Source organism: Caballeronia pedi (genome assembly GCF_001544915.2).
Lineage (GTDB): Bacteria > Pseudomonadota > Gammaproteobacteria > Burkholderiales > Burkholderiaceae > Caballeronia > Caballeronia pedi.
This window is the reverse complement of sequence record NZ_FCOE02000019.1, coordinates 45,556-60,122: the sequence shown is the minus strand read 5'-3', so window position 1 is coordinate 60,122 and position 14,567 is coordinate 45,556. Positions and strand designations below refer to the sequence as shown.

At 65.3% G+C, this 14,567-nt stretch carries 11 protein-coding genes; 5 read left to right on the top strand and 6 right to left on the bottom strand.

Annotated elements, in window-relative coordinates:
• Positions 1–69: 69 nt before the first annotated feature.
• On the bottom strand, positions 70–1,068 hold the full coding sequence (locus AWB80_RS25180) for a 2-keto-3-deoxygluconate permease (RefSeq protein WP_061177379.1): 999 nt from the start codon (positions 1,066–1,068) through the stop codon (positions 70–72).
• A 253-nt stretch (positions 1,069–1,321) separates the two neighbouring features.
• Between AWB80_RS25180 and AWB80_RS25175 the strand changes: the two genes are divergently transcribed.
• Positions 1,322–2,101, top strand: a complete 780-nt coding sequence (locus AWB80_RS25175; protein ID WP_061177448.1) for a DeoR/GlpR family DNA-binding transcription regulator — start codon at positions 1,322–1,324, stop codon at positions 2,099–2,101.
• On the opposite strand, the gene AWB80_RS25170 is transcribed toward AWB80_RS25175, so the two are convergent.
• Both AWB80_RS25170 and AWB80_RS25165 read right to left on the bottom strand, forming a co-directional pair.
• Complete coding sequence (locus tag AWB80_RS25170) at positions 2,082–3,254, bottom strand: thiolase family protein (RefSeq protein ID WP_061177449.1); 1,173 nt, start codon at positions 3,252–3,254, stop codon at positions 2,082–2,084. The two genes, AWB80_RS25175 and AWB80_RS25170, sit on opposite strands and share 20 nt — an antisense overlap.
• A 33-nt stretch (positions 3,255–3,287) precedes the next feature.
• The gene (locus AWB80_RS25165) at positions 3,288–4,589 is read right to left on the bottom strand and encodes an MFS transporter (RefSeq protein WP_061177447.1); all 1,302 of its coding nucleotides are present in this window, start codon (positions 4,587–4,589) and stop codon (positions 3,288–3,290) included.
• Between the two features lie 203 nt (positions 4,590–4,792).
• Here AWB80_RS25165 and AWB80_RS25160 point away from each other — a divergent pair, with 203 nt between their 5' ends.
• Positions 4,793–5,548 (top strand): SDR family NAD(P)-dependent oxidoreductase, encoded by a 756-nt coding sequence (locus AWB80_RS25160; RefSeq protein ID WP_061177378.1) that lies wholly within the window; start codon positions 4,793–4,795, stop codon positions 5,546–5,548.
• 15 nt (positions 5,549–5,563) lie between these two features.
• Positions 5,564–6,367, top strand: coding sequence for an enoyl-CoA hydratase/isomerase family protein (locus tag AWB80_RS25155; RefSeq protein WP_061177377.1), 804 nt, complete (start codon positions 5,564–5,566; stop codon positions 6,365–6,367).
• 676 nt (positions 6,368–7,043) lie between these two features.
• Here AWB80_RS25155 and AWB80_RS25150 read toward each other — a convergent pair.
• A complete protein-coding gene (locus tag AWB80_RS25150; RefSeq protein WP_061177376.1) occupies positions 7,044–7,943 on the bottom strand; it encodes a LysR substrate-binding domain-containing protein in 900 nt (299 codons plus the stop codon).
• A 65-nt stretch (positions 7,944–8,008) separates the two neighbouring features.
• On the opposite strand from AWB80_RS25150, the gene AWB80_RS25145 reads away from it, so the two are divergent.
• Positions 8,009–9,940, top strand: coding sequence for a CaiB/BaiF CoA-transferase family protein (locus AWB80_RS25145; protein WP_061177375.1), 1,932 nt, complete (start codon positions 8,009–8,011; stop codon positions 9,938–9,940).
• Here AWB80_RS25145 and AWB80_RS25140 read toward each other — a convergent pair.
• Positions 9,882–12,377 carry a hybrid sensor histidine kinase/response regulator gene (locus AWB80_RS25140; RefSeq protein WP_061177374.1) on the bottom strand — a complete coding sequence of 832 codons (2,496 nt, stop codon included), beginning with the start codon at positions 12,375–12,377 and terminating at the stop codon, positions 9,882–9,884. The genes AWB80_RS25145 and AWB80_RS25140 overlap by 59 nt on opposite strands.
• Positions 12,378–12,488: 111 nt before the next feature.
• Positions 12,489–13,826, bottom strand: a complete 1,338-nt coding sequence (locus AWB80_RS25135) for an aminotransferase-like domain-containing protein (protein ID WP_061177373.1) — start codon at positions 13,824–13,826, stop codon at positions 12,489–12,491.
• A gap of 99 nt (positions 13,827–13,925) precedes the next feature.
• Here AWB80_RS25135 and AWB80_RS25130 point away from each other — a divergent pair, with 99 nt between their 5' ends.
• On the top strand, positions 13,926–14,540 hold the full coding sequence (locus tag AWB80_RS25130; protein ID WP_061177372.1) for a DJ-1/PfpI family protein: 615 nt from the start codon (positions 13,926–13,928) through the stop codon (positions 14,538–14,540).
• Positions 14,541–14,567 lie beyond the last annotated feature (27 nt).

The window sequence follows — 14,567 nt, the reverse complement described above, 5'->3', positions numbered from 1 at the left end:
CACGTGCATTCACCCGTTTCGCGCAGTCGGCCGCGCCCGACAGATCGTCGGCGACGATCAGCAGACTCTTCATTGCGTGGCCTCGCGTGTCTTTGACGACGCACGCGCTTCGTCACGTGCATTCACCCGTTTTGCGATCGACGCTGTAAGGATAGGCGAGACGATCGCCGTCACGACCACGCAGGCCGCGACCAGCAGCGTCGCGCTCTTCGCCGCTTCGGTGTAGACCGGATTGGCCGCCGCGATCAGCGCCGGGACCGCCGCTGCGTTGCCCGCGGTGTTCGCCGCCGCCGCGCCCGCCACGCCCGTGCCGCCCGTCAGACGATCCGCGAAGTAGAGCGGAATGCCGGTCACGATCACGACCGCGAAACCCAGCCCGATGCCGAGCAGGCCCGCTTGCCAGACCTTGTGCAGATCGAGGCTCGCGCCGAGCGCCAGCGCGAAGAACGGAATCATCACCGGCACGGCGCGGCCGAGAAAGTCACGCATCTCGCGATCCAGATTGCCGAGCAGCATGCCGACCGCGAGCGGCAGAATGCTGCCGACGAGCGTCGGCCACGGAAAAGCGGAGAGGCCCGCGACGCCGAGCGTGACCATCGTCAGGAACGGGCCGGATTCGAGCGACATGATCGTGTACGCGCCCACGTCTTCCGAGCGCCCGTACTGGCCCATCAGCGCCATGTACAGGCCGCCGTTGGTGTCGTTCATCGCGGCGACGACGGCGAGCGTCGAAATGCCGGCGAACAGTCCCGAGGAGATCGGCTGTTCGCCGAGAAAATGCCCGAGCAAGACGCCCGCGATGATCGCCGTGCCGACCTTGGTCACGAACAGTGCGCCGCCTTTTCTGATGAGATACGGCGTCGCCTTCACGTCGATGCTCGCGCCCATGCACACGTAGAACACCGCCAGAATCGGCAGCGCGCCGGTGAAGAGTGCGTTGGTGAACGAGCCGAAGAATTTCGGCATGCCGGGCATGAATGTGGCGATCAGCGAGCCGATCAGCAGCGGGACGATCATCATCCCGCCGGGGACGCGCTCGACGGCGCGCTTGATGTGAATCTGAGCCATGCGAGTCTCCAGAGTGGTTTCTGTCCGATTCGGTCATTATTTGATTGAATCGATCAAACTGGAGTGTAGTCTTCCGATTCGATTTGCGCAAATCGCTCGGTATGCGTGTTTACTCTGATCGATGTCGATCATTTTGCCTGTTCGAATGATCGAAGCGATCAAATTGTCCGCGATTGCGTTCAAAGACAGCGCGAGCATCCGACGGACCCGGCCGGTTCGCTACACTGAGCGTCCGCGCCAGAAAGGAAAAAGGATGAAAGTCGAGAAACGCCGCGAAGCCATGCTCAAGGCCGTGCTGTCCGGCATGAACGATGTCGCCGCGCTATGCGACCACTTCGGCATGTCGGAAGCCACGGTGCGGCGCGACCTGCGCGCGCTTGCCGACGAGCGGCGCATCGTGCGCACGTACGGCGGCGCGGCATCGGTGGGCATGCACGAGCCGGAGGAATCGCTCGATACGCGGCGCGAGAGCTTTCGCGAGCAGAAGGAAGCGATCGCGCGCGCCGCCGCGCGGCACGTGCACGACGGCGACACGATCTTCCTCGACGGCGGCACGACGAACGCCGCGCTCGCGCGCTGCCTCGCCGGGCGCTCGGAGGTTCACGTCGTGACGAACAATCTGCTCGCGGTGAGTGTGCTCGCGGCGGCGGACGTGCGCGTGACGCTGATCGGCGGCGACGTGCGGCCGTCGAGCATGAGCACGCTCGGGCCCCTCGCGCAGGTGGCGCTCACGCGCGTCACCTTCGACAAGGCGTTTCTCGGCGCGGACGGCGTCGTCGCGGGGCGCGGGCTGTGCGAGGCCACGGCGGAGCAGGCGTTTCTGAAGGAGTGCATCGCGGGGCAGGCGGCGGGCCTGTTCGTGCTGGTCACGTCGAACAAGCTGGAGCGCGCGAACCAGCAGCACTGGACCCCGCTGGAGCGCAACTGGACGCTCGTCACCGATGCGATGGCCGAAGCGCCGGTACTCGCGCGCTTCGAGGAGCGGGGGAATGTGACGGTGGAATGCGCCGAGCTTACGTCGAAAGAATCGTGACCAGCGCGACGGCCGAATCGCCCGCGAGCTGACCGCCGTTGTTTTCCGCGAGCGCGACTTTCGCGCCGGGCCGCTGCCGTGCGCCCGCCTTGCCGCGCAACTGCTGCGTCAGCTCGACGATCTGCGCGACGCCCGTCGCGCCGACCGGATGCCCGCGCGACAGCAAGCCGCCGCTCGGATTCACGCTGATGCGCCCGCCGATGTCCGTATCGCCCGAACGGATCAGCTTGGGCGCATCGCCGGGCGCGCACAGGCCGAGGTTTTCGTAGTGAATCAGCTCGGCGGGCGCGGAAGCATCGTGCAATTCGACGACATGCACGTCCTCCGGTCCGATGCCCGCTTCCTCGTACGCTGCACGCGCCGCGCGCACCGCGACGAGTTCGCCCGAGCCATCCGCTTTCGCCGACACGATCGAACTCGCGCGGATATACACCGGGCGAATGTCGCGCTTCGCCGCGAATGCCTCGGAGCAGATGAACACGGCCGCGCCGCCATCGCCGATCGACGAGCACATGAAAAGCGTCAGCGGCTCGCTGACCATGCGGCTCGTCAGCACTTCCTCGACACTCGTTTCCTTGCGGAACTGCGCGTGCGGATTGAGCGATCCCGCATGCCGGCTCTTCACGACGACGCGCGCGAAATCGCTCGCCTCGGCGCCGGTCTTTTCCATCCACTTGCGCGCCTTCGCCGCGTACAGATCCATGAAGAGCGAGCCGGTTCCCGTCGTCACGCCTTCGGGCAGCGGCTCTTCGAGATCGACGGCCTTGGCGAACGCGCCGAACGATACGGCCTTGTCCTCATGCGACAGCTTTTCCACGCCGACGACCAGCGCCGTCTCCGCCTGACCCGACGCCACCGCGAGCCACGCGAGATTCAACGCCGAACTGCCGGACGCGCAGGCGTTCTCGACGTTGAACATGGGTTTGCCGTCGAGGCCGGTGTTACGCAGCGACGACTGCGCGCGAATCATCTCCTGTCCGGTGACGACGCCCGCCGCCGCATTGCCGAAAAACACGCGGTCGACGTCGTTCACGGTGACGTGCGCGTCCTTCAACGCGAGCGACACTGCTTCCTCCGCGAGCGACTTCAGATTGCGTTCGAGAAACTTGCCGAAGGGCGTCATGCCGACGCCGCCGATCACTACCTTGCGCATGATTGTCTCCATTGCATGTAAAAGAAGAAAGTCTCAGTCGAGCGTCTTGCCGCGCGTTTCCGGCATGCGTGCATAGACGATGCAGCTCGCCGCGCACACGGCGGCCACGTAGATCCAGAGGTATTGCGAGAGACCGGCGCTGTTCATCGCGGTGACGATGGTCGGCAGCGTGCCGCCGAAGAGCGCAGCCGAAATCGCGTAGGGCAGCGCGACGCCCGTCGCCCGCACATGCGCGGGGAACTGCTCGGCCATGACCGTCGCGCAGGTCGCGGCGAACCCGGACGACAGCAGCATGCCGATGGTGACGATGACCGTCGCGCTCCAGTAATCGTTGTTGAGAAAGTGCAGCGCGGGATACGCGAAAAGCGCGGAGCCAGCGGCGAACGCGATCAGCACCGGCTTGCGGCCGATGCGGTCCGACAGCATGCCGAGCAGCGGAATCGCCACGAGCGACACGACGATGGACACCACGCTCGCGCTGAACGCATCGCGCAACGGCAGGCCGCGCATGTGGGCGAGCGTCGGGAACATCACGAGCCAGAGATAGATGCAGAGATTGCCCGCCATCGCGATGCCGATCACACGCAGCGCCGCGCGGCGATGCTCACGCACGATCGTGACGAACGGATGCCGCGTGTGCCGACGCGCCGACGCGCTACGTTTGAAGGCATCGGTTTCGGCGACGGCCAGGCGAAACCAGAGCGCGACGAAGCCCATCAGGCCAGCGATCGTGAAAGCGACGCGCCAGCCCCATGCGGCCATCGCGGGCGCATCGATCATCGATGTGAGCAGCGCGCCGATCGATGCCGCCACGAGCACGCCCGCGTTCACCGCGAAGTGCTGCCACGATCCCGCGAAGCCGCGCCGCGAGGGCGACGCCGATTCCATCAGGAACGTCGATGCCGAGCCGAACTCGCCGCCCGCCGCGAACCCCTGCACGAGCCGCGCGGCCACGAGCACGAGCGGCGCCGCGACGCCGATCGACGCATACGCCGGACACGCCGCGATCACGAGCGAGCTGCCCGCCATCAGCGCGACGGACAGCGCGAGGCCGTTCTTGCGGCCGTGACGGTCGGCATAGGCGCCGAGCAGCGCGCCGCCGATGGGCCGCATCACGAAGCCGACCGCGAACACCGCGAAGGTCGCGAGCAGCGCGATGCTGGCGTTGTTCGCCGGGAAGAACTGCCGCGAGAACAGCGACGCGAACGTCGCATAGATGATCCAGTCCGTGAACTCGACGATGGTGCCGAGCGTCGCCGCGACGATGGCTTTTTTCTGCGTGCGGCTGAGTGGCGTCGCGGCGGGTTCCGCGACGTTGGGAAGCGTGGTGTCCATGATGTCGTCTCCGTGTGTGTTCGTGATGGACGCATCGTAGGTTTGGCTTTTCGCGCGCTCAAACGACTTTTTCTGCGTTCTCGATTGACTTCTGATCAATCGAAACCGCGCGCACAAAAACTCAATCGATGCCGCAAAAAATGTCGTTTGAGCAGACGTGACGAGGCGGCCTAGCATCGGGGCATTCGTTCAAGGAGACAGCAATGAATGCTTCATCAACGGAAGTCGCGATCGTCACGGGCGGCGCGAAGGGCATTGGATTCGGCATTGCACAGGCGCTTGCACGCGATGGCAAAAGCATCACGCTCTTCGATCTCGATCGCGCGGCGCTCGACGAAGCCGCGACGAGACTCGCAGCATCCGGCGCGGACGTGATCGCGCTCGCCGTCGATGTGACCAAAAGCGAATCGGTGAATCGCGCGGTCGAGGCGGTGATCGAACGCTACGGACGTATCGACGTGCTCGTGAACAACGCGGGCATCGTGCGCGACAAGCGCATCACGCGCATGAGCGATGACGACTGGGACGCTGTCATCGACGTGAATCTCAAGTCGCAGTTTCTGTGCTGCCGCGCGGTGCTTGCGCATATGAGCGCGGCGAAGCACGGGCGCATCGTGAACATCTCGTCGCGCGCGTGGCTCGGCGGCGTGGGGCAGGCGAACTATTCGGCGGCGAAGGGCGGCGTGGTGAGTCTCACGCGCAGTCTCGCGCTCGAATGGGCGAAGGACGGCGTGACGGTGAACGCGGTCGCGCCGGGCATCGTCGATACGCCGCTTTTTCAGGCCTTCGATCCCGAGTTGCAGGAGAAGCTGAAGAAGTCGGTGCCGGTGCAGCGCATCGGTACGCCGGAGGATATCGCGGAGGCGGTGCGCTTTTTCGCGCGGCGGGAGGCGTCGTACATCACCGGGCAGACGCTTTATGTGTGCGGCGGGCGCTCGCTTGCGTCGCCGAGCGTCTGAGTCGCGGAGAAGATCATGACCATTCGCTACAGCGTGACCGATCACATCGCCGTCGTGACACTCGATCGGCCCGAAGCGCTCAACGCGCTCGATATCGATACGCTCGTCGAACTGCGTTCGCGTCTTTCCGAAGCACGCGATGACGACGATGTTCGCGTGATCGTCATCACCGGCGCGGGCGCGAAGTCGTTTTGCGTCGGCGCGGATTTGAAGCGCACGTTGCCGCCCTCGACATCGTTCGGGTCGTCGTTCGTGAAGTCTCTCGATCGCGCGGGCGCCGAAGGCATTTACGTGCGTTTGATGGAGCTGAGTTCGTTGCGCATCTTCAAGCCGATGATTGCTGCGGTCAATGGTTATTGCCTGGGCGGCGGCCTCGAACTCGCGTTGCAATGCGATCTGCGCATCGCGTCGAAGAGCGCGGTGTTTGGCTTGCCGGAAGCGATTGTCGCGAGCATTCCCGCTGTGTGCGGCATTCAGGCGTTGCAGCGCGCGGTGCCTTCCGCCATCGCGATGAAGATGCTGCTCACGGGGTGCAAGATCGATGCGGAGTATGCGCATCGCGTTGGTTTGATATCCGATCTCGCGGAGCCCGAAGCGTTGATGGACGAGGCGATGAAACTCGCGCGGGCGATCGCGGCGAACGGGCCGCTCGCGGTGCAGATGATCAAGAAAGTCATCGAGACGAGTGCGAACGTGCCGCTTGCGCAGGCGCTCGAATTTACCGAGCTGGCTTGGGGGGCGATGCGGGAATCGGAGGATCGGGTGGAGGGGCGTAAGGCGTTTGCGGAGAAGCGCATTCCGCGGTATTGCGGGCGTTAGATTTTTTGGCTTCTTCTATGGAATCCTGAATTCGCGTCGGTCTATTAGTGTTGCCCCTGTGCGGGGCGGCAGTCACTTTCTTTGCTGCTGCAAAGAAAGTAACCAAAGAAAGCAGCTCGAGACGCCCGCGGTCACACGCAATATGGGTGTTCTTCTCGTCGATCGTGGCGCTTGTAGCGAGTGCCCTCATAGGCCCCATCGGGCTTGGACCGCACACGGTCTGACTAGCTAGAGCTTCTAGCGCGCTGGTTCAGCGCGAAATAGCTTCGGCACAGCGCTACGCGCTGCCATTGGGTATGCAAGGGAAACCGACGAGAAAAGAGAAGCGCAGAAGCACATGCAAACCCGATGGACCCATCGGCCGCGCAGCGGGCCGGAGCCATTTCGTGCTGAACCGGCTACGCACGTGGCGCGATATGGCAGACCGTGCGCGGTCCAAGCCCGGTGTGGCCTTTGAGGGCACTCGCTACTGCTGTGCCCTAGCCTTTCGCCTGTGCCGGGGCCGGCATGAAGTACTTTGGATGGGGAAAGCTGCTTTCTTTGGTTACTTTCTTTGCAGCAGCAAAGAAAGTGACCCCCGCCCCGGGGAGGGGCAACACTAATAGACCGACACGAAATCAGGCTTCCACGAAAGCACTAGCGAAGGACCTGCAGGAGAACCCAAATGCATACCGCATCACCCCGAAGCTTCGCCGGTGGAAAGCAACCACGTTCGAAACGCTACGAACTCCGCACTCGAAAGATGCTCAGGCGGATAGATCAGGTAATACGTGAACGCCCCAAGATCGAGCACGAAGGAAAACGGCATGACGAGCGTGCCTGCGCTCAACTGATCCGCGACGAGCACCCGTTGCGCCATCGCGATGCCATGCCCTTGCGTCGCCGCGAAATACGCGAGGATCGAGCTCTCGTAGCTCAGCCCGCCGAGCGGATTCACGCCCTGAACGCCGGCCGCATCGAGCCACTTCGCCCAGTCCTCGCGGCGCGCGAGCGAATGCAACAGCGGTACGTCGCGCAACGCCTCGGGCGTCGCATCGCCGAGATCCGGATGCGCACGCAGAAACTCGGGACTGCATACCGGCACAAGCTCATTCGGCACGAGCCGGTCGAAGCCGAGATCGGAGGAAGGCGCATGCGACAGACGAATCGCCGCATCGACGTCTTCGGTGTTGAAGTCGACCGGTTGCAGCGATGTGGTCAAACTCACTTCGATATCCGGATGGTCACGATGAAACGTCGAGAGACGCGGCAGCAGCCAGTTCATCGAAAACGTGGTGTACGCGCGAATCTTCAGCGTGCGGCGCTTGCGGGCTTCGGTGAGATTGACGGTCGCGGTGCGCAAGGTGTCGAAGCTGCGGATCACATCGGCGAGATAGCGCGAGCCCATCGGCGTCAATGTGATCGCCCGATGTCCGCGTTCGAAAAGCAGCATGCCGAGCTGGTCTTCCAGCAGCTTGATCTGGCGGCTGACGGCGGCGGGCGTGACGTTCAGCTCATCGGCGGCGAGCTGGATGCTGAGCAGACGCCCGCAGACTTCGAAGGCGCGCAGCGCGTTGAGTGACGGAAGGGTTCGCATCGGACGATGGTAGCAACGCGGGCGCGGGCGCGCCAGCCGTGTAGATACGAAGGAAGGAGACGAAAATGCTGGAAGGTTTGCGAGTATTGGCCTGCGGCGCGCGCGACGCGGTGAAGCTGTGCGCGACGCTGCTCGAACGGGCGGGCGCCAGAGTCGATTCCGCCGCGACAGACGGCGCGGATTACGAAGTCATCGTCGTATCGTCCGATATGGACATCGCGCAGTGGAAGGCATCGGGCGCGCATATCGTGTGCGACATCACCGCGACCGGCGCGCAGGACTCGCGCTCGGGCACGCCCTGGACCGATGCGCAAATCCAGGCGATGAGCGGCCTCATGGACACCACAGGCTTTTCGAACGGCGCGCCGGTGCGCATCGGCATTGCGTTCGCGGAGATATCGGCGGCGCTCTATGCGGCGTCGGCGATCGCGTCGGCGGTGCGCGTCAAGCGCCAGCGCGGCATCGTGCAGAACATCGACGTGACGCTGATGGGCTGCGCGGCCAGCGCGCTCACGACCTTCCTGCCCGCCGCTTTCGCGCGACGCACGGCCGCGCGCGTGGGCAACCGCCATCCGGCGTGCGCGCCGTGGAACGCGTACCGCACGCGCGACGGCTGGATTCTCATCTGCACGAGCACCGAGGAACAATGGCGCAAGCTCAGGCAGGAAGCGCGCGTGCCGCAACTGGACGACGCGCGTTTCGCGACGCTCGCCGCTCGCGTGCGTCATGTCGATGAACTCGACGCGCTCATCGAAACCTGGACGACGACCCTCGCCACCGACGATTGCACGCGCCTGTGCGAGCGCATCGGCGTGGCGGCGGGACCGATCGTCGGCATCGCGGAGTTGCACGGCGAGCCGAATTTCCGTATGCGCCACGCGCAGGCAGCGCGCGCGATCGAATCGAACGGCATCGGCGCGCACACGTATCGGCAGGTTTCGATATTCGAAACGTTCGCGTTGAGCGAAGCGCGTGACGTCGTGAAGCCGCAAACGCGCAAAATCGACGACCACGCCGCGCCGCTCGCGGGCGTGAAGGTGATCGAAATAGGCCAGTACACGACCGCGCCGCTCGTCGGCAAGCACCTCGCCGCGCTCGGGGCGCAAGTCGTGAAGATCGAGCCGCCCGACGGTGAAGTCGCGCGTTCGTGGCAGCCGGGGCAGGGCGGCACGAGCTATTTCTTCGCGCTCAACAACACCGACAAGCAGACGATCGAGCTCGATCTCAAGCACGAAGCCGATCGCGCCCATCTGCGCGCGCTGCTGAAAGACGCCGACGTGCTCGTCGAAAACCTGCGCCCCGGCGCGCTAGCGAAACTCGGCTTCACGCGCGAGACGCTGGGCGCGATCAATCCGCGTCTCGTCTATTGCTCGATATCGGGTTTCGGCATCGCGTCGGCGTATCCGTCGCGGCCCGCGTTCGATACCGTCATTCAGGCGATGGGCGGCCTCATGGACCTCACCAGAAGCGACGGCGCACCGGTCAAGATCGGCGCATCGGGCGCGGACATTCTCGGCGGCCAGGCGGCGCTGTTCGCGATCGTCGCGCGCCTTGCATCGCCCGCGACCGAAGGCACGTTCATCGAGATTTCGATGCAGGACGTGGCCGCGTGGTGCGCGCTGTTCGCGGCGGGCCAGGACGCGCCGCGCGGCGAGGCGCTCGCCTGTCTCGACGGTCATGTGTGGATCGAAGGCGAGGTGTCCGACGCCGAGCGCGCACGCTGCATCACGTTGCCTAAAGCCGCGGCGGCAGCGAGCATCGCGGGCGCGGTCGCGGTGATGCGCGTGGACGAACTGCTCGAAGACCGCGACTTCCTCGCGGACGTGCTCTCCGCCGCGCGCGATGCGAACGGCGCGTTCTGGCCGGTCTTGAAGGTGCCGTATCGGCTGAGCAGAACGCCCGCCAGCGTGCGTGCGGTGCCCGGCGCGCCCGAATCCGTCAGACGCGCCCCGCCAGCGCCAGCACGCGCTCCAGTTCCGGAAGATCGACCGGTTTGACGAGATGTGCGTCGAAGCCGGCGGCGCGCGTGCGGGCCATGTCTTCGTCGGAGCCGAGGCCGGTCATCGCCGCGACGATCACGCGCTTCCGATCGTCGCGCATGCGGCGGATCACGTCGAAGCCGGTCATGCCGGGCATCGACAGATCCAGCAGCACGACCTGCGGCCGCGACGCCTCGAATGAATCGAGCGCGCCCGCGCCATCGTAGACGGCGCGCGCGCGATGGCCGAGCATGTCGACGAGCAGCGTCATGCTGTCGGCGGAATCGCGGTTGTCGTCGACGACGAGCACGTCGAGCGCACGCGTCGCGGCGGCGGACGGCGCCGCATCCGCCGGTGCGCCGCGCGCGGGCGCTTCGGCGAGCGGCAGCCACAGCGAGAACGCGCTGCCCTGTCCCGCGCCGCCGCTCTTCGCCTCGACATGTCCGCCGTGCAGTTCCGCGATCGCGCGCACCAGCGTGAGGCCGATGCCGAGGCCGCCTTCGTCGAGATGCGCGCCCGGCGGATGCTCCTGCACGAACAGATCGAACACCATGCCGAGCGCGTCGGAAGAGATGCCGCGGCCCTGATCGCTCACGCGCACGAGCACGGAACCGCCGCGCGGGCCGACTTCGAGCGTGATGGTCGAATCGGGCGGGCTGAACTTCGACGCGTTGTTGAGCAGATTGTTGAGCGCCTGCACGAGCCGCGTCGAATCGCCGTTGACGAAGAGCGGCTGGCCGCCGTCCAGCACGTCGATGCGCTGCCCGCGCTCGTCGCACAGAGGCTGGCTCGCTTCGACGCTCAGATGCACGACATCGGCGATATCGACGATGCCGGTCGCGAGACGTATCTTGCCCGAGCTTACGCGCCCGGCGTCGAGCAGATCGTCGACGAGCTTGGTCAGATGCGCAAGCTGACGATCGACGATCTGGCGGCTGCGGATCACGTCGGCGTCGTCGGATGATGTCAGCTTCAGGATGCTCACCGCGTTGCGGATCGGCGCGAGCGGATTGCGCAACTCGTGGCCGAGCAGCGCGAGAAACTCGTTCATGCGCCGGCTCGACGCTTCCAGTTCTTCGAGACGCCGCCGCGCGGTCATGTCGCGCGTGATCCTGACGAAGCTTTGCGCGCCGCCGTCCGGATTCGGCAACGCGCTCAGGATCACGTGCGCCCAGAACTCGGAGCCGTCCTTGCGCACGTGCCAGTCCTCGTGCTCGACGCGGCCACTTTGGGCCGCGCGCGCGAGATCGTCGCCGGGGCGGTCGCGGCCGTGTTCGTCGGAGGTGTAGAAGAGCGCGACGTGCCGGCCGATCGCTTCATGCGCCGCGAAGCCGTAAATGGCGTGCGCGCCTTCGTTCCACGAGCGCACGTGGCCGTTCTGGTCGAGCATGCAGATCGCGTAGTCGCTCACCGAGTCGATGAGCAGGCGCAGGCGCTCGTTCGCCTCGGTCGCGGTGCGCCGGTCGGTGATGTCGTGCACGAAACACGCGAACTGGCGCTGGCCTTCGTACCAGACTTCGCTGATCGTCAGTTCGGCCGCGAACTCGCTGCCGTCGCGGCGCAGCGCGGGCAGCTCGACGCGCTGGTTGATCATGCGCGCCTCGCCGGTCGCGAGATAGCGCGTGAGCCCGGCGCGATGCGCGTCGCGCAGGCGCTCGGGCACCACGAACGACGCCAGTTCGCGGCCCGCCACGTCCTGCTGCTTCCAGCCGAACAGCAGCGTCGCGGCCTCGTTCCAGTCGACGACCATGCCGGCTTCGTCCATCGATACGAACGCGACGTGCGCGTTGTCGAGCACGGTCTGACGGCGGCGCATGGCGTCGGCGAGCTTCTTTTCGAATTCGATCCGCAGCGACGACTCGACCGACAGATGCGCGGCGACGCTGGCGTTCTCCTTCAGAAGCGCGCGATTTTCCTGCCCGATTTGCTCGCGCGCGATGGTTTCGGCGATGCACGCGCAGAACGCATCGAGAATGCTGATATCCGATTGCCCGAAGTGATCGACTTCGCCGGAAATGAGCTTCAGCACCGCGACCGAGCGGCCTTCGTAGATGACGGGTGCGACGACCATCGACACCGCGCCGACGGCCTCGCACGCGGCGCGATCCACGCGATGGTCGGTCGCCGAATTGCGGCAGATGAGCGGCTGCTGGCGCGTGATGCACAGGCCGGACAGACTGCCGGATGTAGGCAGCCGAACGCCGATGTGCACCGCCGCCGCGCCGCTCGCCGCGCGATAGACGAGTTCCTCGCCCTCGATCCATTCGACCACGGCGGACCCGACGCCGGCGACTTCACGCAGGGTGTCGGTGACTTTCTGCAGATACTCGGGCAGCGGAAGCCGCGAATGGGCGAGGCTGGCGAAGGTGGCGAACCATCGCTGGAAGTGCGCCTGACGCTTGTGTTCCGCCTTGTTATGCTGGTCCGGCGTCGACGCCTCGAATTGAGTCCGCATGGGCCATTTCCAATTGATCGATCGCGAGGGTGGGTGGTGCGACCGATGATGGAGTCAATTGGAACACAAATGCGGGGGCAATCGTTTGCGCGGGATCGATTTCACGCTCACTCAATACGCATACCGCCCCACCACCTCCGCCACCCTTCCCAACGCTTCCCCCAACGTCCCCACATCCACCGACCCCAACGCCAGCCGCAACGCATGCGGCACATGCGTCGCGGTGCAAAACGGCTCGGCCGTCGATACAGAGATGCGCTCGTCCATCAGCGCGGCCGCGATGCGGTCCGCGCGGACTTCCTCGGGCATCGGCAGCCACACGAAGTACGACGCCGGGTGCGCCACGCGTTTCAGGCGACCCAACGCGCGACTCGCGATGACCTGCCGCATCGACGCATCCGCGCGCTTCTCCGCTTCGAGCCGCTCGACCGTGCCGTCCTCGAGCCAGCCGCACGCGATCGCTGTCATCACGCCAGGCGTGTTCCACGTCGTCACTCTGATCGCGCGCTCGATCTTCGGCACCCATTCCAGCGGCGCGGCGACATAGCCGACGCGCAATCCCGTCGCGACATTCTTCGAAAAGCCCGACACGTATACCGTCAGCTCAGGCGCGATCGCGGCGATGGGCGGCGGTGCATCGTCGGCGAGAAAGGCGTACGCGGCATCCTCGATGATGAAGAGGCCATGCTTGCGCGCAATCGACGCCAGTTGCCTGCGTCGCGTCGCCGTCATTACCCAGCCGAGCGGATTGTGCAGCGTCGGCATCGTGTAGATCGCGCGCACGCGGCGGCGCTTGCATAACGCGTCGAGCGCATCGGGATCGGGGCCCGCGCCCGACGCCGGCAAAGGCGCGAGTTCGAGCCGATGCGCCTCTGCCAGCAACTTGAAGCCGGGATAGGTCAGCGTGTCCACGGCGACCACATCGCCGGGCTTCAGAAGCGCCATTACGGTCGTCGCGAGGCCGTGTTGCGCGCCATCGACGAGCATCACGCGATCCGCGCTCACATCGAGCCCACGGCGCACCAGATGGCGCGCGACCGTCGCCCGGTCGCGCGCGCGTCCGCCATGCGGCTGATAGCGCAGCAGCGCTTCGAGATCGCCCGCCGATGACAACTGCCGCAACGCATTGCGCAGCAGCTCCGCCTGACCGGCCAGCGCGGGATAGTTGAAGTTGAGATCGACCATATCCGCTGCGATGGCGACCTGATCGATGCCGAGTTCACGCGCCAGCGTCGTTTCCTTCACGAAGGTGCCGCGTCCCGTTTCGCCGCTGACGAGCCCCATCGCGTTCAATTCCGCATAGACGCGCGTCGCGGTCACGATGCCGAGTCCCTCGCGCGCGGCCAGCTCGCGATGCGTCGGCAGGCGCGTGCCCGGCTTGAGTCGACCGGAACGGATATCCTCGACGAATCGGTCGACGATCTGTTTGTAGCGCGGCGGTTTCGGCATGAGCGGGCGTATCGGATGTATCCATGACAATGATTTGATTGTATTCGTTCCGGGCCCTAGCATGCGCAGATGTGATTCATGCGCTGAAAGGAGGACATCATGCACATCGCCATTCTCACCTTCGAGGGCTTCAACGAACTGGATTCGCTGATCGCGCTCGGCATTCTCAATCGCGTGAAGAAGCCGGACTGGAAGGTGTCGATCGCGTGTCCATCGGCGGAAGTGCGTTCGATGAACGGCCTCGTGCTGAAGGCGCAAGCGACGCTCGAAGACGCCGCGAGCGCCGACGCCGTGATCGTCGGCAGCGGCATGCTGACGCGCGAAGTCGTCGCCGATGCGGCATTGATGGCGCGCATCAGGCTCGATCCCGCACGCCAGTTGCTGGCCGCGCAATGCTCGGGCACGCTCATTCTCGCGAAGCTCGGTTTGCTTCAGGACGTTCCCGCCTGCACGGACCTGACGACGAAACCGTGGGTCGAGGAAGCGGGCGTGCGCACGCTCGATCAACCATTCGTCGCGAATGGCAACGTAGCCACGGCGGGCGGCTGTCTCGCGTCGCAATATCTCGCCGCGTGGGTGATCGCGCGGCTCGAAGGCGTCGAAGCGGCGCGCAGCGCGATGCATTACGTCGCGCCGGTCGGCGAGAAAGAGACTTACGTCGAGCGCGCGATGAAAAATATTTCGCCGTATCTCGACGTGGCCACACTCGCGTAACAACGAAAAAATCGTGCACTGCAAAGC